The 17,729-nt window shown below is 76.1% G+C and carries 12 protein-coding genes; 6 read left to right on the top strand and 6 right to left on the bottom strand.

What is annotated here, in order from left to right; genetic code table 11:
• Positions 1-259 precede the first annotated feature (259 nt).
• Positions 260-1,942, top strand: a complete 1,683-nt coding sequence (gene menD, locus HNR12_RS01360; RefSeq protein WP_179765738.1) for a 2-succinyl-5-enolpyruvyl-6-hydroxy-3-cyclohexene-1-carboxylic-acid synthase — start codon at positions 260-262, stop codon at positions 1,940-1,942.
• Positions 1,943-1,986: 44 nt separating this feature from the next.
• Entirely contained in the window at positions 1,987-2,784 is a 798-nt protein-coding gene (locus tag HNR12_RS01365) for a cupin domain-containing protein (protein ID WP_179765739.1), read from the top strand.
• Between the two features lie 6 nt (positions 2,785-2,790).
• Here the strand turns inward: HNR12_RS01365 and HNR12_RS01370 are convergent, their stop codons facing one another.
• Positions 2,791-4,068, bottom strand: a complete 1,278-nt coding sequence (locus HNR12_RS01370; RefSeq protein ID WP_179765740.1) for an isochorismate synthase — start codon at positions 4,066-4,068, stop codon at positions 2,791-2,793.
• A 153-nt stretch (positions 4,069-4,221) separates the two neighbouring features.
• Here HNR12_RS01370 and HNR12_RS01375 point away from each other — a divergent pair, with 153 nt between their 5' ends.
• From HNR12_RS01375 to HNR12_RS01385, 3 genes are all read left to right on the top strand, one after another.
• A complete protein-coding gene (locus HNR12_RS01375; RefSeq protein ID WP_179765741.1) occupies positions 4,222-5,814 on the top strand; it encodes a glycoside hydrolase family 10 protein in 1,593 nt (530 codons plus the stop codon).
• A gap of 143 nt (positions 5,815-5,957) precedes the next feature.
• A complete protein-coding gene (locus tag HNR12_RS01380; RefSeq protein WP_179765742.1) occupies positions 5,958-9,722 on the top strand; it encodes an AAA family ATPase in 3,765 nt (1,254 codons plus the stop codon).
• Between the two features lie 189 nt (positions 9,723-9,911).
• A complete protein-coding gene (locus tag HNR12_RS01385; protein ID WP_179765743.1) occupies positions 9,912-10,205 on the top strand; it encodes a DUF3040 domain-containing protein in 294 nt (97 codons plus the stop codon).
• 122 nt (positions 10,206-10,327) lie between these two features.
• Here HNR12_RS01385 and HNR12_RS01390 read toward each other — a convergent pair whose 3' ends face one another.
• The 4 genes from HNR12_RS01390 to HNR12_RS01405 all read right to left on the bottom strand — a co-directional run bounded on the left by HNR12_RS01390 (position 10,328) and on the right by HNR12_RS01405 (position 16,065).
• The gene (locus HNR12_RS01390; RefSeq protein WP_179765744.1) at positions 10,328-10,756 is read right to left on the bottom strand and encodes a pyridoxamine 5'-phosphate oxidase family protein; all 429 of its coding nucleotides are present in this window, start codon (positions 10,754-10,756) and stop codon (positions 10,328-10,330) included.
• Positions 10,757-11,035: 279 nt separating this feature from the next.
• Positions 11,036-13,216: a penicillin-binding transpeptidase domain-containing protein gene (locus HNR12_RS01395; protein ID WP_338119705.1), complete on the bottom strand. Its 2,181-nt coding sequence runs from the start codon at positions 13,214-13,216 to the stop codon at positions 11,036-11,038.
• 434 nt (positions 13,217-13,650) lie between these two features.
• On the bottom strand, positions 13,651-14,997 hold the full coding sequence (locus HNR12_RS01400; RefSeq protein WP_179770318.1) for an FAD-dependent oxidoreductase: 1,347 nt from the start codon (positions 14,995-14,997) through the stop codon (positions 13,651-13,653).
• A 378-nt stretch (positions 14,998-15,375) separates the two neighbouring features.
• Positions 15,376-16,065: a lysophospholipid acyltransferase family protein gene (locus tag HNR12_RS01405; RefSeq protein ID WP_179765745.1), complete on the bottom strand. Its 690-nt coding sequence runs from the start codon at positions 16,063-16,065 to the stop codon at positions 15,376-15,378.
• 249 nt (positions 16,066-16,314) lie between these two features.
• Between HNR12_RS01405 and HNR12_RS01410 the strand changes: the two genes are divergently transcribed.
• Entirely contained in the window at positions 16,315-16,983 is a 669-nt protein-coding gene (locus HNR12_RS01410) for a cyclase family protein (RefSeq protein WP_179765746.1), read from the top strand.
• A gap of 78 nt (positions 16,984-17,061) precedes the next feature.
• Here the strand turns inward: HNR12_RS01410 and HNR12_RS01415 are convergent, their stop codons facing one another.
• Positions 17,062-17,559, bottom strand: coding sequence for an FBP domain-containing protein (locus tag HNR12_RS01415; RefSeq protein WP_179765747.1), 498 nt, complete (start codon positions 17,557-17,559; stop codon positions 17,062-17,064).
• Between the last annotated feature and the right edge of the window lie 170 nt (positions 17,560-17,729).

Below are 17,729 nucleotides of genomic sequence, written 5' to 3' on the forward strand. Positions count from 1 at the left end.
CGGGGGTTCCGGTCACCAGCAGGGGAGATTCCGCAGCGTCTCGGGATGATTACCCCATCGGTGCGGGTTGCAGGCGTGGGAGCCGGGGGAGGCCGCCGCGGGGAGGGGCGCGGGATCCCCGAGCGGATGGGGCGCCGCGAAGGGGCGGCGCCGCGGCCGAGGGCGGAGGGGCACGGACACCGCCCGGCGCGGGGCCGACCGAATCACGTCGGCCGCACCCGCCGATACTGGAACACACGTGACGAACTAGAGAGACCGCATGAACCCGTCTACCGCCCTGGCGCGCGTCCTGGTCGACGAGCTCGCCCGCTGCGGGCTGACCGAGGCCGTCGTCGCGCCGGGGTCGCGCTCCACCCCCCTGGCGATGGCGCTGGCCGCCCATCCCGACGTCCGCGTGCACGTGCGCATCGACGAGCGCTCCGCGTCGTTCCTGGCGCTGGGACTGGCCCGTGCCGAGCGCCGGCCGGCGGCGCTGGTGTGCACCTCGGGCACCGCGGCGGCCAACTTCCACCCGGCGGTGCTGGAGGCCGACCAGAGCGGGGTGCCGCTGCTGATCCTCACGGCCGACCGCCCGCCGGAGCTGCGCGACACCGGCGCCAACCAGACGGTGGACCAGATCGACCTCTACGGTTCGGCGGTGCGGATGTTCACCGAGGTCGGCACGCCCGAGGCCGTGCCCGGCATGGTCGCCTACTGGCGGTCGCTGGCGTGCCGGGCCTGGGGCGCGGCCGTGGCCGAGCGGCCCGGCGCGGTCCACCTCAACCTCGCCTTCCGCGAGCCGCTGGTGCCCGAGGAGCCGGCGCCGGGCACCCCGGCCGACTCCGGGTGGCCCGAACCGCTGGCCGGCCGGGCGCAGGGCCGGCCCTGGATCACCGCCGGCGCCCCGCCGGTGGAGCCCCCAACGGTCGAGCTGCCGCCGGTCGAGCGCGGCGTGATCATCTGCGGCGACGGCGACTACGACCCCATCCCGTTCCTGGGCCTGGCCGCGGCCACGGGCTGGCCGCTGCTGGCCGAGCCCACCTCCAACGCCCGCCGCGCCGAGGCGGTCTCCACCTACCGCCACCTGCTGGCCTCGCCCGACTTCGCCGCCGCCCACGAGCCCGAGCTGATCGTGAGCGTGGGCCGGCCCGGGCTGTCCCGCCAGCTCATGGCCTACCTGAAACGGGCGCGCCGGCACGTGGTGGTGGGCCCGGCCCGCGGCTTCGCCGACCCCCAGCGCACCGCCACCGACGTGGTGCCCGCCGTCGCCCCGCCGGCCGGGGCCGACCCCGACACCCCCTGGGCGCGCTCCTGGCGGCGGGCCGAGGCGCGGGCGCGCGCCGCCCTGGACGCCGTCCTCGACGGCGAGGACGCCCTGAGCGAGGTCCGCCTGGCCCGCGACCTGGCCGCCCAGCTGCCCAACGGGTCGCTGCTGTTCGCCGGCTCCAGCATGCCCATACGCGACCTCGACGCCGCCATGAGCGCCCGCTGCGGCGCCCGCATCATCGGCAACCGGGGCGTCAGCGGGATCGACGGCACGGTCTCCACGGCGGTGGGCGCGGCGCTGGCCCACCAGCGCGCCGGCGGGGGCGGCGCCTACGCCCTGCTGGGCGACCTCGCGCTGCTGCACGACCAGAACGGCCTGGTGATCGGGCCGGGCGAGCCCCGCCCCGAGCTGTGCGTGGTGGTGGTCAACAACGACGGCGGCGGCATCTTCTCCGGCCTGGAGCAGGCCGGCCACCCCGACTTCGAGCGGCTGTTCGGCACGCCCCACGGGGTGTCCATGGAGCGGGTGGCGGCCATGGCCGAGCTCCCCTACACCCGCTTGGAGTGCGCCACCGACCTGCCCAAGGCGCTGCTGGGCGAGGGCCTGCGGCTGGTCGAGGTCCGTACCGGGCGCGGCGACTCCGCCGCGCTGCGGCGCCGCCTCCAGCAGGCGGTCGACACCGCGCTGGCCGCCTGAGCCCCGGCGCCGCGCGCGGGGCGCCTTTTGGTAGCGTCGGGGCGATGCGGTACGTGCTGCACCTCACCGGCCTCGCGCGCTGGCGCGCCGACTCCGGGCCCATCGCGCCCGAATCCCTGGAGCGCGAGGGCTTCGTGCACGCCTCGCCCGACGAGGCCACGGTGCTGGCCGTGGCCAACGCCCTCTACGCCGACGCCGCCGAGCCGATGGTCGTGCTGGTCGTCGACACCGACCGGGTGGACGCGCCGGTGCGCTGGGAGCCTCCGGCGCCCGCGCCCCCGCCCGGCGCCGCGCCGGGCACCCTTTTCCCCCACGTCTACGGCCCCATCCCGCGGGCGGCCGTGGTCGAGGTGCGCTACGCCCGCCGCGACCACCGAGGGGTGTACGTGGGGGTGGAGCGGCGCGGCCCCACGGCCGAGCTGCTCGACCTGCTGCCCCACCCCGAAGGCGGCTGGTACGGCTCCACGTGGCGGGCGGGCCCCACCGTGCGGCCCGAGGGGTACGCGGGGGAGCGGCCCACCGCCACCGCGATCCACTTCCTGCTGCACCCCGGCGAGTTCTCGCGCTGGCACCGGGTGCGCTCCGACGAGGTGTGGGTGTTCAACCGGGGCGGTGCGCTGGAGCTGCTCCTGGGCGGCGACGGCGACGACCCCGCCGCCGAGCACGAGCGCGTGGCGCTGGGCACCGACCTTGAGGCCGGCCGGCGCCTCCAGGCGGTGGTGCCCGGCGGCACCTGGCAGGCCGCGCGCCTCCTGGCCGACCAGGAGGCGCTGGTGACCTGCGTGGTCTCGCCCGGGTTCGACTTCGCCGACTTCGAGGCCCGCGACCTGCCGCCGGACTGAGACCGCTCAGCCGGGCGGGTCGGTGAGGGCCGCCCGCATGACCCGCAGCTTGGCCTCGGCCTCGGCCAGTTCGGCCGCGGGCTCGGAGCCGGCCACGATCCCGCAGCCGGCGAACAGCCGCGCGCGGGCGCCCTCGACATGGGCGCAGCGCAGCGCGATGCCCCACTCGCCGTTGCCCTCGGAATCGACCCAGCCCACCGGCCCGGCGTAGCGTCCGCGGTCCATGCCCTCCAGTTCGGCGATCAGCTCCACGGCCGCGGGCGTGGGCGTGCCGCCCACCGCGGCGGTGGGGTGCAGGGCCGCCACCACCCGCAGGGTGGACACCCCGGGCAGCAGCCGGGCGGCGGCCGGGGACGCCAGGTGCTGGACGTTGGGCAGCCGCACCAGTTCGGGGCCGTCGGGCGCGTCGACGCCGGCGCTGAGCGGCGCCAGGGTGCGCCGCAGCGACTCGATGGCCAGGCGGTGCTCCTCGGCGTCCTTGGCCGAGGCGGCCAGTTCGTGCGCCAGGCGGGCGTCCTCCTCGGGTGTGGCGCCGCGCGGGCGGGTGCCCGCCAGCACCACCGAGTGGACCTCGTCGCCCTCGCGGCGCAGCAGCAGTTCGGGTGTGGCGCCGACCATGCCGGCCACCGAGAAGGTGTAGCAGTCGGGGTAGTCGCGGGCCAGCCGGCGCAGCAGGGTGCGCACGTCGATGGGGCGGGCGGCCTCGGCGACCACGTCGCGGGCCATGACCGCCTTCTCCAGGGCGCCGCCGCGGATGCGCGCCACCGCCTCCGCCACCGTGCGCTCCCACTCCTCGGCGGCCAGGGCGCCCTGGCGCCAGGTGAGCGGGCCCACGGGCGCGGCCGGGGGGACCGGGGCGTCCAGGGGGTCGGCGGGGTGCTCGGCGCCGCGGTCGGCCACGGTGGTCACCCAGGACTTGCCGGCGCGGCGCCCGCAGACCACGCGCGGCACGACCAGCACCGACCCCCCGGAGCGCGGGTCGAAGGTGAAGGAGCCGAAGGCCAGGGCGCCGGTGCCCGGCAGGCCGACCTCGTCGCTGACGCGGGTGCGGGTCCACACCCCCTCCAGGGCGGCGGCCGCGCGGGTGAAGCGGTCGGTGCCCGCGGCGTCGGCCTCGGGCGGCAGGGTGATCCGGGCGGCCTCGCCCCAGGCGGCGATGCCCTCGCCCTCGCGCACCCAGGCCAGCGGAGCGGCGGCCGGCAGCCGCTCCAGGGGGTCGATGTCACTGGGCAGGGCGCGTGTGCGCACGTCCAGTTCGGGCGCTTGATCCAGAGCGGCTATCACAACCGCCCATCTTAAAAGCCCGTAAATCCCCACAGGTGCCCTTCGGTCGCGCCCGCCCCGCGCCGGGTGGTCCGACGACCCGCCGGGTCGCCATAGGCTGTGCCGGAATGCCAGGAAACGGCCACGTTCCGCCAAACCGGAGGTAAAGCACGGATGCGACGGCTGCTCGGAGCCGTGGCGTTGATCACCGCGGTGCCCCTGCTGGGCGCCTGCCTGCCGCCCTCCCCCGGCGGCGACGGCGCCTCGCCCTCCCCCCACGCTCAGCGCCCCCAGCCGATCCCCACCGACTGCGCCCCTGATGAGGGCGACCACCCCAAGCGGCAGCTGCGCGGCGCCTGGATCGCCACCGTGCGCAACATCGACTGGCCCTCCGAACCGGGCCTGAGCGCCGACGAGCAGCGCCGCGAGCTGCGCGACCGGCTCGACCAGGCCCGCGACCTCGGCCTCAACGCGGTGTTCTTCCACGTGCGGCCCACCGCCGACGCCCTCTACGACTCCGACCTGGAGCCCTGGGCGCGCTACCTCACCGGCGAGCAGGGCGGCGACCCCGGATACGACCCGCTGGCCTACGCCGTGGAGCAGGCCCACGCCCGCGGCCTGGAGCTGCACGCCTGGTTCAACCCCTACCGGGTCGGCTGGCAGGACCCCGACCTGGAGAACCTCGCCGAGGACCACCCCGCCCGCCGCCACCCCGACTGGCTCGTGGAGTACGGCGAGGAGGGCTACCTCGACCCCGGCAACCCCGACGTGCGGCACTGGGTGGGCGACGTGGTCCTGGACGTGGTGGAGCGCTACGACATCGACGGCGTCCACTTCGACGACTACTTCTACCCCTACCCGGCCGAGGGCGAGGAGTTCGACGACGACCGCAGCTGGCGGCGCCACGGCGGCGACTTCGACAGCCGGGCCGCCTGGCGGCGGAACAACGTCTCCACCCTCATCGCCGAGATCCACGGCCGCATCCGCGACACCAAGCCGTGGGTGCGCTTCGGGGTGTCCCCCTTCGGGATCTGGCGCAACGCCGAGAGCGACCCCGAGGGCTCGGCCACCCAGGGCCTGGAGTCCTACGACGCCCAGTACGCCGACACCCGTGCCTGGATCCGCGAGGGCACCGTCGACTACGTCGTGCCCCAGCTCTACTGGCACCAGGGCTTCGCGGCCGCCGACTACGCCGAACTCGTGCCCTGGTGGTCCGAGCAGGTCGCGGGCACCGGCGTGGACCTCTACATCGGCCAGGCCGCCTACCGGGTGGGCGAGCCCGACTGGCGCGGCGCCGACGCCCTCAGCCGCCAGCTCGACCTCAACGCCGAGTACCCCGAGGTCGGCGGCGACGTCTACTTCTCCATCAGCGACCTCACCGGCCGCGCCGAGGAGGCCATGGGCCGGCTGCGCGCCGACCACTACGGGCGCCCGGCGCTGCCGCCGGCCGCCGACGGCGCCGGCGAGCGCGCCCCCGACCCCGTCACCCGCCTGGACGCCCAGCGCGTCGGCGGCGAGGTCCGGCTGTCCTGGGAGCCCGCCGAGGGCGCCCGCTTCTACGCCGTCTACCGGGTGGCCGGAGAGGGCGACGACCCCTGCGACCTCGCCGGCGCCGACAACCTGCTGGCCGTCACCGGCGCCGGGGAGGCCCCCGCGTTCACCGACACCGACCCGGTGGAGGGCCCGGTGCGCTACCACGTCACCGCGCTGGACGACTACCGCGCCGAAAGCGCCCCCAGCCCCGAGGCCCGCCTCTCCAGCCGCTGACATCGGGCGCCCCGGGAGGTGACCGGAACCGGCCGGGGCCCCGCCCCGTCCAAACCGGCGCGCTCGCGCCGCCCCACCATGGAAGAACACGCCGTTTCCGGGCGGCCCCACCCCCGCCCCCCATTCCTCGCTAAGGAGCCAGGTTGACGGTCATCCGCCTCCCCGAGCACTTGGAGTTGCTCCTCACCGACGAGCCGGTGCTGGACGTCTACTCCTACGGGCCCTGGCGCGTGCCCGACGGCCTGGTCGAGGAGCTGAGCGGGCGCATCACCAAGCTGATGGAGGATCCCCGCGCCGAGCCCTTCCGCGCCGGCAGCCGCGACCGCATGGCCAACGAGGTGCTCCAGCAGGTCGTCATGCTCTCCGGCGCGATCCGCGTCAACGCCGGCTACTACGCCCGCATGCCCGCTATCCTGGTCGGCGACCACCTGCCCAACTCCAACCTCACCACCGACCACACCCAGTGGATCTTCGACAACCTGCGGCTGCCGCCCTCCTATGAGCTGTTCGAGAGCGCCCGCGGCGACGCCGAGCGCGAGACCGCCCTCGCGCTGATCTACGAGGTCCTGGAGGCGGTGGAGGGCATCGCCCCCTGGGACGACCGCCGCGCGGTGCTGCTGGAGATGCACCGCGCCCGCGCCGCCGACCCCGCCGCCCACGCCGTCGACCTCACCGAGAAGCCGCGCGAGCTGCGCAAGGTCTGGATGGCCGCCGCCGGCGAGGACGTGCTGGCCGTCATCCCCGAGTTCGCCCCGCCCGGCGACTTTCTGCGCTGGGCCTTCGCCGGGTTCAGGGCCGCACACGAGCGCCTGGCCGCCGTCGCCCACGACGTGCCCGACGCCGCCGACGTCCTGGGCAACCTTGCCATCGGCCTCAAGCTGCCCAGCTTCCCGCCCATCGCCAGCGTGGTGCTGGACCACTCCGACTTCGACGAGCAGGTCGAGCGCGTCGCCGACGAGCGCGCCGCCTACAACCAGTCCGCCTGGAGCCGCCGCGCCCGCACCTGGCTGTGGCAGGCCGTGCTGGCGGGCGAGGCCGACACCTGCCGCGCCTGGCTGGACATGGGCACGCGCGTGGCCACCGCGCTGGCCTCCGGCGACGACGACGTGCTGCAGAAGCCCACCGTCGGCATCCCCCTGCCCGTCGTCGGCTTCCAGCAGGACCTGCGCCGCTACGGCCGCCCGCCGCGCCGCCTGGTCGGGGTGCCCACCGGGGTGCCCGACTCCCGGGGCGCCGACTCCGGCACCGCCGAGGCCGACACCGGCGAGGCCGCCCGCGCCCTGGCCGAGCCGCTGGCCGAACTCGACGCCCTGGTGGGCCTGGAGGCGGTCAAGCGGGAGGTCCGCGCCTACGCCGAGGAGGCGCGCGTGGAGCGGCTGCGGTCCGAGGCCGGGGTGGCCATCACCCCGCCCGCCCGCCACCTGGTGTTCACCGGCAACCCCGGCACCGCGAAGTCCACCGTCGCCCGCATCCTGGGCTCCCTCTACGCCGCCGCCGGCACGCTGTCCTCGGGCCACGTGGTCGAGGTCGGCCGCGCCGAGCTCGTGGGGGAGTACATCGGCCAGACGCCGGCCCGCGTGGAGCAGATCGTCAAGTCCGCCGCCGGCGGAGTGCTGCTGGTCGACGACGCCCACGCCCTCACCGAGTCGGAGTCGGGCAAGGGCCTGGGCGCCGACGTGATCAACGCCCTGCTCAAGCACCTGGACGAGCGGGGCGACACCTTCGTGGTGGTGCTGAGCGGGCCCGAGCGCGACATGGGCCGGTTCCTCGCCGCCAACCCCCGCCTGGCGGCCCGGTTCGCCCGGCGGCTGCACTTCCCCGACTTCACCGGCCCCCAGCTCACCGACGTCTTCACGGCCGCCGCCACCTCCATGGGGTTCACCCTGGCCGATGGCACCCGCGCCCGCGTCGACCAGGTGCTGCGCCGCACCGCCCGCGGCCCCTCCTTCGGCAACGCCCGCACCGTGCGCACGCTGGCCGAGCGCGCCGCCGCGCTCCAGGCCCGGCGCGTGGCCGCGCTGGGCGAGGACGCCGACGCCGAGGCGCTGGCGCTGCTGCTGCCCGAGGACATCCCCGACACCACCGCACCCCGCCTGGGCACCGCGCCCGCCGAGGCCCCCGAGGCGGCCGTGCCGCCCGCCGAGGAGGGCGCCGCCGACGGCGGCGCCGAGACGGCCCCAACGGCCGCGCCGCCGGCCGAGGCCGCCGCGGCCGGCCCCGACGAACCCGCCTCCGGACCGCTGCGCGCCCTCGACCGGCTCGTGGGCCTGGCCGCCGTCAAGCGCGAGATCCGGCTGTACGCCGCCGAGGCCCGCGCCGAGCGGCTGCGCGAGGCCGCCGGCGCCCCCGCCGCCTCCCCCACCCGCCACATGGTGTTCATGGGCAACCCCGGCACCGCCAAGACCACCGTGGCCCGCATGCTCGGCGCCGTCTACGCCGACCTGGGCCTGCTGGCCTCGGGCCACATGGTCGAGGTGAGCCGGGCCGACCTGGTCGCCGAGTACATCGGCCAGACCGCGCCCCGCGTCGAGAAGGTCGTGAAGTCGGCCGTGGGCGGCGTGCTGTTCATCGACGAGGCCTACACCCTCACCGAGTCCAGCTCCCGCAACGACTTCGGCCACGAGGCCGTGGCCACCCTGCTGAAGATGATGGAGGACTTCCGCGACGACCTGGTGGTGGTCGTGGCCGGCTACGAGCGCGAGATGACCCGCTTCCTGGCCTCCAACCCCGGCGTGGCCTCGCGGTTCCCCCGCCACCTCACCTTCGCCGACTACACCGACGACGAGCTCACCGACATCTTCCGCGTCATGGCCGCCGACGCCGGGTTCACCGTGGCCGCAGAGACCGCGGCCCGCGTGCGCCAGGTCCTGCGCGCCGCGCCCCGCGACGAGTCCTTCGGCAACGCCCGCGTCGTGCGCAACCTGCTGGAGCGCGCCATCGCCCTGCAGGCCCGCCGCGTCACCGAGGACGCCGGCGCGGGGGCCGACCACGGCGCCGCCGCGCTCGGCGAGCTGCGCCCCGCCGACATCCCCGCCACCGCCAGCGCCCGGGTCGGCGCCGCGCTGCCCGAGGACCCGCTGGCCGCGCTGGAGGAGCTGGTGGGCCACGCCCGCGTCAAGAGCGAGGTGCGCGCCCTGGACGCCCGCGCGCGGGTCGAGCAGGCCCGCCGGGACGCCGGCATCCACGCCTCGGCCGCGCCGGGCCACCTCGCCTTCACCGGCAACCCCGGCACCGCCAAGACCACCGTGGCCACCATCCTGGGCGCCGTCTACGGACGCCGCGGCCTGCTGTCCTCGGGCCACCTGGTGCGCGCCGACCGCCGCACCCTGGCCGCCCCCGCCTACGACCGCGAGGCCGAGCCCGTGGCCGACGCGGTGCGTGCCGCGCTGGGCGGGGTGCTGCTGGTCGCCGACGCCCACGAGCTGGGGGCCAACCGGCCCGGTCAGGTGCCCGCCGCCGAGACCGTTGAGACGCTGGCCCGGCTCATGGCCGAGAACCGGCAGGACCTGGTGGTGGTGCTCACCGGGCCGCAGGCCGAACTGGGCTCCTTCCTCGACTCCCACCCCGCCCTGGCCGCCCAGATAGCCAAGCGGCTGCACTTCGCCGACTACACCGACGACGAGCTGTTCGCCATCGTGGCCGAACGCGCCCGCGAGGCCGGGTTCCGGCTGGGCGCCGGCGCCGCCGAGGCGGTCCGCGCCTGCCTGGCCCGCACCCCGCGCCGGCCCGACTTCGCCAACGGGCGGCTGGCCGAGGCCGTGTTCGCGCGCACCGCCGCCAACCAGGCCGCCCGCATCGCCGACCGGGACCGGCTGGACGCCGACGTGCTGCGCGAGCTCACGGCCGCCGACGTGCCCGCCACCGCCGACGACGCCCCCGCTGAGCAGCGCCCCGGCCTCTACCTGTAGCGGGCGCGGCGCGGGCGGTGCCGGGGCGCTCTCGTGTTCGGACACGAAATCGGCGCCGGGCACGACTGGCCGGGCCCCGGGCGGATAGAACCATTACCAGGGAACAGGGGTGGCCGCGGCCGGCCACCGGTACCAGGGGGCCGCGGCGGGCCACCGGGCGGTGGCGGTCCGCGCGGCGAGGAGGGCGCCATGTCACTGCGTGAGAACGAACGGCGGATCCTCGCCGAGATCGAGCAGCGTCTCGGCGAGGAGGATCCGCGCCTGGCCCGGCACCTGGCCGACTTCGGCGGCGCGGACCAGGACGGCGAACCCGGCTTCAGCGGCACCAAGGCGTTCGCGTGGCTGGTGTGCGGGCTGATCGCGCTGGTGCTGTTCGCCATGCTGACCGCGCTGTACTTCAGCGCCCCGGCGCCGGCGCGCACACCGCCGCCCAGCGGACAGCAGCAGTCGGCCCCCCAGGAGGTGCCCGCCGGCACCCCCTGAGCGGGTCTGCGGCCCGGCCGCCCGCGCCCCGCCGGGGAGCGGGCGGCCGCGCGTGCCCGAGGCCGGGCAGGGCGCGTCAGGGCGCCGCGGGACGTGCCGGTGCGCCCCGCGGCGCCCGCGGGTCAGTGCGCGTAGCGGCGCACGGTCTCGGGGTGCAGGACCAGGCGCACCTGGTCGGCGGCCAGCATGCCGGCGAGGTCGGCGGCGCGCTCGGGGTCGTCGAGGTCCCAGTAGCGCTCGGCCAGGCGGGCGCACAGGTCGTGCGCGCCGTCGGGCTCCACCGTGACGCGGCCGGCCACCGACACCCAGCGCTCGCGCTCGCCCACGGGGGCGGCCTCGACGATCGAGGCGCGGGGGTCGCGGCGCAGGCGCCGGACCTTGAGCGAGTCGGGGGCCGTGAACAGCTGGATCGTGCCCTCGGCCGTGGCCTCGAACCACACCGGCCGGGGCTGGGGCGGCAGCGGCCCCGCGGCCACGGACAAAAAGCCGTGCAGGGGGCGGGCGAGGAACTCAAGGTCCTGGGTGGTCAGCGAACCGGCGTCGGTGCTCATCGCGAACCCTCCGATGGTCGGGTGAGTGGCGGCGGGTCCGCCGCGCACGGCGGCCCCGCCCAGAACGGGCGGTGCGCGGGCGGCGCCCGTTCCGGGGGCGCCGCCCGCGGAGCCGATTCAACACGGCCGCCCCGGACGATCCCATAGGTGAGAAGGCGGACCGCCTGCGTGTCCGTCCGCGCCGCAGGCCGGCCGGCGCCGGCCGGCCTGCGGCGCGGACGGACAGGGCCGCCGACGCGGTGCGGCGGCCCGCACCGCGGGGCGGGCCGCCGGGTGGGCCTACAGGGCGTCGAGGAACTTCTTGGCCAGCGGCGCGGCGGCGCCCGAGCCGCTCTCGCCGTCCTCGACCACCACGGCGAACGCGATGTCGCCCTCGTAGCCGACGAACCAGCCGTGGGCGGGCAGCTCCTCGCCCTCCTCGGCGGTGCCGTACTCGGCCGTGCCGCTCTTGCCGTGGACCTCGCCGGTGAACCCGACGTCCTCGGCGGTGCCCTGGGTGACCACGGCCCGCATCATCTCCTGCAGCTGCGGCGCGGTGTCGATGGGCGTGGGCTCGGGGCGGCCCTCCGGCGCAGGGTCGGTCACCAGCAGCGGCGAGCGGTAGGACCCCTCGGCGACCGCCGCCGGCACCGAGGCCATGTGCAGCGGCGAGGTGAGCAGCTGGCCCTGGCCGATGCTGGAGGCGGTGAGCAGCGGGATGCTGTCGGGGGTGGGCAGCGAGGGCTCGAACACGGGCAGGCCCGCCTTGATCTCCTCGTTGAACCCGAACTTCTCGGCGCTCTCGACCAGCGCGGGGCCGTCGAGCCGGTCGGCCACCTGCTGCACCAGCGCGGTGTTGCAGGAGGTCGCGAACGCCTCCAGGACCGACTGGGCGCCGTAGGCGGCGTTGCCGGCGTTCTTGTACTTCTGCCCGCCCACCGTCACGTTGCGGGGGCAGTCCATGGGGGTGTCCATGCCCATGCCCGAGGACAGCAGGGCGTCGTAGGAGACGATCTTGAAGATCGAGCCCGCCGGGTACTGGCCCTCCAGCGCGCGGTTGAACCCGCCGGGGACGTTGGCCGCCGCCAGCACCTCGCCGGTGGAGGGGCGGATCGCCACCATGGCGGTCGGCTTGGTCTGGTCCACGATGGCCTGCCCGGCGGCCTCCTGGACGGCCGGGTCGATGCTCAGGGTGACGTCCTTGCCGTCGGTGCCCTCGATGGCGCCGACCGTGGGCGCGTCCTCGGGGACCTCGCCGGCGGCCGTGCCCTCGTCCACCACGCGCACGGCGGTGGTGGCGGTCCCGGCCAGGCGCTCCTCGTACTGCGACTGCACGCCGCTGACCCCCACCGGGTCGCCGACCTCGTAGGCGGGGCCCAGGTCGCCGAGCATGTCCTCGGTGACGGTGCCGACCTCGCCGACGATCATCTGCACCGAGCCCGAGGGGCTCTCGTCGAGGCGGGAGCCGTCGGCCCCCAGCACGTGGCCGCGCTCGCCCCACTCGTTGGTGCGGACCAGCGTCTGGCCCTCGCCCAGGTCCGGGTGGATGACGGCGGGGCTGAAGTCGACCCGCCACTCGCCGTCGGCGCGCACCAGCGGCAGGGTGCCGTCGTAGGCCCACTCGCCGGCGTTGCTCAGGGTCAGGGTGGCCTCGAAGGGCACGCTGGCGGTGTCGCCGTCCTCGGTGACGGGGCCGGTGGTGACCGCGGCGTTCTCGATGCCGAGGTTCTCCTCCAGCCGCTTGTAGGCCGCGGCGGGGTCGCCCTCGCCGGTGGCGAGGTCGGCCATGGCCGCGTAGTCGCCCTCGCTCCAGGCCGCGGCGTAGGCGTCGGCGGTGTCCTCGGGCTGGGGCATGGTCAGCACGTACCACGACACCCCGCCGCCGATCAGCGCCAGCACCACCACGGCGCTGATGACGCCGATGACCAGGCCCCGGCGGGAGCGGCGGCGGGGGGCGGGCTGCTCGGCCGGGCCCGAGTAGGCGCCGGGCGGGACCGGAGGGGAGCCCGGCGGTTCGGTGCCGGCGGGGGCGCCGGTGTGGCCCTCGCCCGTGCCGGCGGCGTGGCCGGCCCCGCTCTCGGCGGCGGACGAGGCGGCGGGGCCGCCCAGGTGGGCGGTGTGCTCGGGGGCGGCGGCCTCGCCGGGGGAGGCGGGCCCGTGCGCGGCGCCGCCCGAGGCGCTGTAGCGGGGCCCGGCCGGGTCGGGGGAGGAGCCGAAGGGGGACTCCGCCGGGGAGGGGGAGGCGGGGGCGCCGGGGAGGCGGTAGGGGGAGGGGTCGTGGGGGGCGGCGAAGGGGTCGCCGCCGGAGCCGCCGCGCGGCCCCTGCTCCGGGTCGGGCGGGCCGAGGGGGGAGCCGGCGCCGGGTTCGGCGGGCGCCGGTCCGGCCGGCCCGGGGGTCGCGGGGGATTCAGGCCCCCAAGGGCCCTGGGGAGCCGGGGAGGGGGGCTCACCCGGCCCGGTCGGGCGCCGTTGGTCGTCCACGCGATCGTCCTTCCAGACAGCTCCGCCCCGCCTCCCAGACAAGGAAAGCGGGGCGGGAGCGACGATGAGTGGCCGGTGTGGCGGTCGCCTCTCGGCGCGGGGCACAACGCGGCTCCGTAGGCCGTGGGCGGCCCGCCGGGGCGGGCGCCGCACGCGGTATTCCGCGAAGGCAATAGGTGAGGCCCGGGGGACACTTGCTACCACACCGACCACTGGCGACTGTAACCCATCGCGGAGGTGCTGTGTTCCGTAAGCCCCACCCGATCCGGCGGTAATCCGGATCACACAGCGGAAGCGGGCGGTTCCGGACGGCGCGGGCGGGCCGCCGCGAACGCCGCCCGGAGCAGCCGGGACGCCGCGGCGGCGGGGGCCGGGACAGCGGCGGGGGCCGGGCGCCCCCAGGGCGCCCGGCCCCCGCGCCGGTACCGGCCGCGCTACTCGGCGCGGGCGATGCGGGTCATGTCCTCCCGCGAGCGGACCTTGATGCGCTTGCGGCCGTGCGGCTCGCCCAGGGCCTCCTCGTGGCTCTCCAGGCGCTGCCAGCCCTCCCAGGTGGTGAAGGGGACGCCGCGCTCGCCCAGCAGGCGCAGGAAGGACTCCGGCTCCGGCTCGGGCGCGGGGGTGAGGGAGTCGCGGTCGGAGACCAGGTTGGTGACGGTCTCCAGGGCGTCGCCCTTGGTGTGGCCGATCAGCCCGACCGGGCCGCGCTTGATCCAGCCGGTGGCGTAGACACCGGGGATCGGCTGGTCGTCGAGGTCGAGCACGCGGCCGCCGTCGTTGGGGATGACCCCGCGCTCCTCGTCGAAGGGCAGGTCGGCCACTGGCGAGCCGAGGTAGCCGATGGCGCGGTAGACGGCCTGCACCTCGTGGTCGACCAGTTCACCCGTGCCGCGCACGCCGCCGTCGCCGGTCAGCTCCATGCGCTCGGTGCGCAGGCCGGTGACGCGGTCGGTGCCCAGGATCTCGACGGGGCGGTGCAGGAAGTGCAGGTGCAGGCGGCGGGGCTCGCCGCGCAGGTCGCGGATGGCCCAGTTCTGCAGGATCTTGACGTTGGTCTTGACCTGGTTGGACTCCTCGATGGCGGCGAGGCTGGCCTCGCACAGCTCGAAGTCCTCGGGGTCGACCACGACCTCCACGCCGGGCTGCTTGTCCAGCTCGCGCAGCTCCATGGGGGTGAACTTGGCCTGGGCGATCCCGCGCCGGGCGAAGACGTGGACGTCGGTGACGCGCTTGGCGCCGAGCCCCCGGTGCACGTTGTCGGTGATGTCGGTCTCAAGCAGGTCGTCGGCGTCCTTGGCCAGGATGCGCGCGACGTCGACGGCGACGTTGCCCGCGCCGATCACCGCGACGCTGGCGCCCTCGACCCGCCAGTCGTCGGGGGTGTCGGGGTGGCTGTCGTACCAGGCGACGAAGTCGGCGGCGCCGTGGCAGCCGGGCAGGTCGGCGCCGGGGATGTCCAGGGGGCGGTCGCGGTCGGAGCCGGTGGCGAAGACGACCGCGTCGTAGTGGCGGCGCAGGTCCTCAAGCTTGAGGTCGCGGCCGTACTCCACGTTGCCGATGAAGCGCACCTGGGGCTTGTCCAGCACCTTGTGCAGGGCCTGCTGGATCTGCTTGATGCGGGGGTGGTCGGGTGCCACGCCGTAGCGGACCAGGCCGTAGGGGGAGGGCAGCCGGTCCAGGACGTCGATGCTGACCGGGACGCCGCTCGCGGCCAGGGTGTCGTCCTTGGTGAGGATGTCGGCCGCGTAGATCCCCGCGGGGCCGGCCCCCACGATTCCCACGCGCAGTGGTCGCGTCATTGGCATTCTCCATTGGTCGCGTCTGCTCCGGATGGCGGCGGAGGCGGTCGGGCTCGCTGTCCGCACACCGGGACACGCAAAACGAGGTTAGGCTAACCTAACTCTACCTGCAAGGTTTTAAGCCTACTAAACCGACTTCGAAGATGGACAACGCCTCTTCCCGCCCGCCGACCGGGGAGCGCGGTCGGCGGGCGCGCGGTCGGCGCACGTCAGCCCGGGTCGGGCGGCCTCTTCAAGGGCAACACGGCGGCGGCCCCCGCTAAGCCGGGCCGGGCTGTGGATTACCTCACGTCGGCGCGCCGGAGCGCCGCGTGTCCGCCCCGCCCCCTCGCCCCGGTCCCGGCCCGGCGCCGCGGGTGCTCAGGCGCCCCCGGCCCGCAGCTCGGCCTTGACCGAGGCCGCGTAGCGCGCCACCTGCGGCTGGCCCGAGAGCCGCTGGATGGCCGCCATGATCGCGTCGGTGGCCGCGCGGCGCGAGCGGGCCCGCCCGGCCTCGCCCGCCCACGGGCTCAGGTCCACCGGCGGCCCCACCCGGATGCCCACGCGGCACAGGCGCGGCACCCGCCGCCCCCGGGGCAGGATGCGGTTGGTCCCGGCCAGCGCCAGCGGCACCACCGGCGCGCCCGAGGTCAGCGCCAGCCAGGCCAGCCCGGTCTGGCCCCGGTAGAGGCGGCCGTCGGGGGAGCGGCTGCCCTCGGGGAAGATGCCGAACGCGGCGCCCTCGGCCAGCACCTTCAGGCTGTGCTCCATGGCCTCCTGGGAGCCCTGGCCGGGCCGGCGGTCCACCGAGAGCTGGCCGATCGCGCGCAGCGCGCGGGTGAACGTCCGCTGGGCGATGTTGCCCTCGGCGAACAGCTCCCGCTTGGCGATGAAGGTGACCGGCCGGGGCACGGCCACGCCGATGAACAGCGGGTCGATGTTGGAGAGGTGGTTGGCCGCCAGGATCACCGGCCCCTCGGCGGGGATGTGGTGCAGCCCCTCGGTGTGCAGCGGCCAGATGCCTCGGGTGATGGGCGCGATGACCGTCTTCGCGGCACCGTACAGCTCCACGGCGGGTGTCCTCTTTCGGATGCGGCGGCGGGCGGGGATGATGGGGGCGGCGGCCCGGCGCGCGGCGCCGTGTGCTGCCGGTTCGACTGTAGCGGGGCCCGCCGGGCGGGCGCGCGGGCGGACTCCGCCCCGCCGCCGCGGGGTGCGGCGGACGCGGAGAGGCCCTGGCCGCTAGAGTCTGGTCTAGACCTATGTCCGGTGCCTTCGCGCGGGGCGAGCGCGCAACGGCAGCAGAGAGGGCGGAGCCTTATGACGCAGCTTGTCGACGTCAGCCACCAGATCACCTCGGGAATGGTGACCTACCCCGGCCTGCCCGGCCCCGAGATCGACGACCACATGTCGTTCGAGGAGTCGCACGGCACCTACGCGGCGGGCACCGAGTTCACCATCGCCCGCATCACCATGGTGGCCAACACCGGCACCTACCTGGACACCCCGGGGCACCGCTACCGCGACGGCGCCGACCTCGCCGACCTCGAACTGGAGAAGGTGGCGGGCCTGCCGGGCGTGGTCGTGGACCTGCCCGAGGGCGCCCGCGAGATCGGCCCCGACACGGTGCGCGACATCGACGTCGCGGGCCGGGCGGTGCTGCTGCGCACCGGCTGGGACCGCCACTGGCGCACCGAGCGCTACGGCGACCCCGAGCACCCCTTCCTCTCCGGCGAGGGCGCCAAGGCGCTGGTCGAGGCCGGTGCCGCGCTGGTGGGCATCGACTCGGTGAACATCGACGACACCTCGCCCGGGGCCGAGGGCGCCCGCCCGGCGCACTCGGTGCTGCTGGCGGCGGGCATCCCGGTGGTGGAGCACCTGTGCCTGCTGGACCGGCTGCCGGAGACGGGCTTCACGTTCTTCGCCGTGCCGGTGAAGGTGCGCGGCATGGCCACCTTCCCGGTGCGCGCGTTCGCCATGGTCGGCTGACCGGCCGGACGGGCGGGCGCCCCACCGGGGCGCCCGCCCGTCGGCGCGGGCCGGGCGGCCGGTCGCGGGGGCGCCGCCTCAGCCCAGGATGCGGTCGAGGAACGCGGCGAGCCTGTCGCGGGTCCGCTCGATCTGCTCCTCGACCGTGAGGTCCTCGGGCAGGCGTCCTCCGGCGGCGGGCGACTTGCGGCCGCGCACGTACAGCGAGCACGCCATGTCGGTGCACATGTGCAGCCCCGCGGAGTCGCCCTGGTGCCCGGCCGGGCCCGCCTTGCGGGCCGCCATCAGCGCCACCCCGCCCGAGGGGTGGGTGGTCAGGCACAGCGAGCACAGGCTGCGGTGCAGGAAGTCGCGCGCGCGGGTCTGCGGGGAGCGCAGGGCCACCGCCACGAGGCGGTCGCGGTGCTCGGCCACGAGATAGCCGCGCTCGGGCGACCCGAGGTCGCGCCACCCCAGGAAGTCGAGGTCCTCCCACGCGGTGTCGGCGAGGTCGCGGGGCATGGGCGCCCGCTTGGCCTCGCCCTTTCCGCAGTTCACGAAGGCGTCGCGGATCTCCTGCTCGGTCAACGGTCTCATGTCGGCGACGCTAACCGCACCTAGGGCCCCTAGGCAAAGCATTTAACGCTTTAGGCAGATCGGCCGGATCGGCTGGACGCGCCGCCGGGGCGCGCGGCGGGGCTTGCGGACACGCGCAACGGCGCCCGCCGGGAGCCCCGGCGGGCGCCGCCCCGGGCGCGGACCAGGGT

It is taken from the genome of Streptomonospora nanhaiensis (genome assembly GCF_013410565.1).
Taxonomy (GTDB): Bacteria; Actinomycetota; Actinomycetes; order Streptosporangiales; family Streptosporangiaceae; genus Streptomonospora; species Streptomonospora nanhaiensis.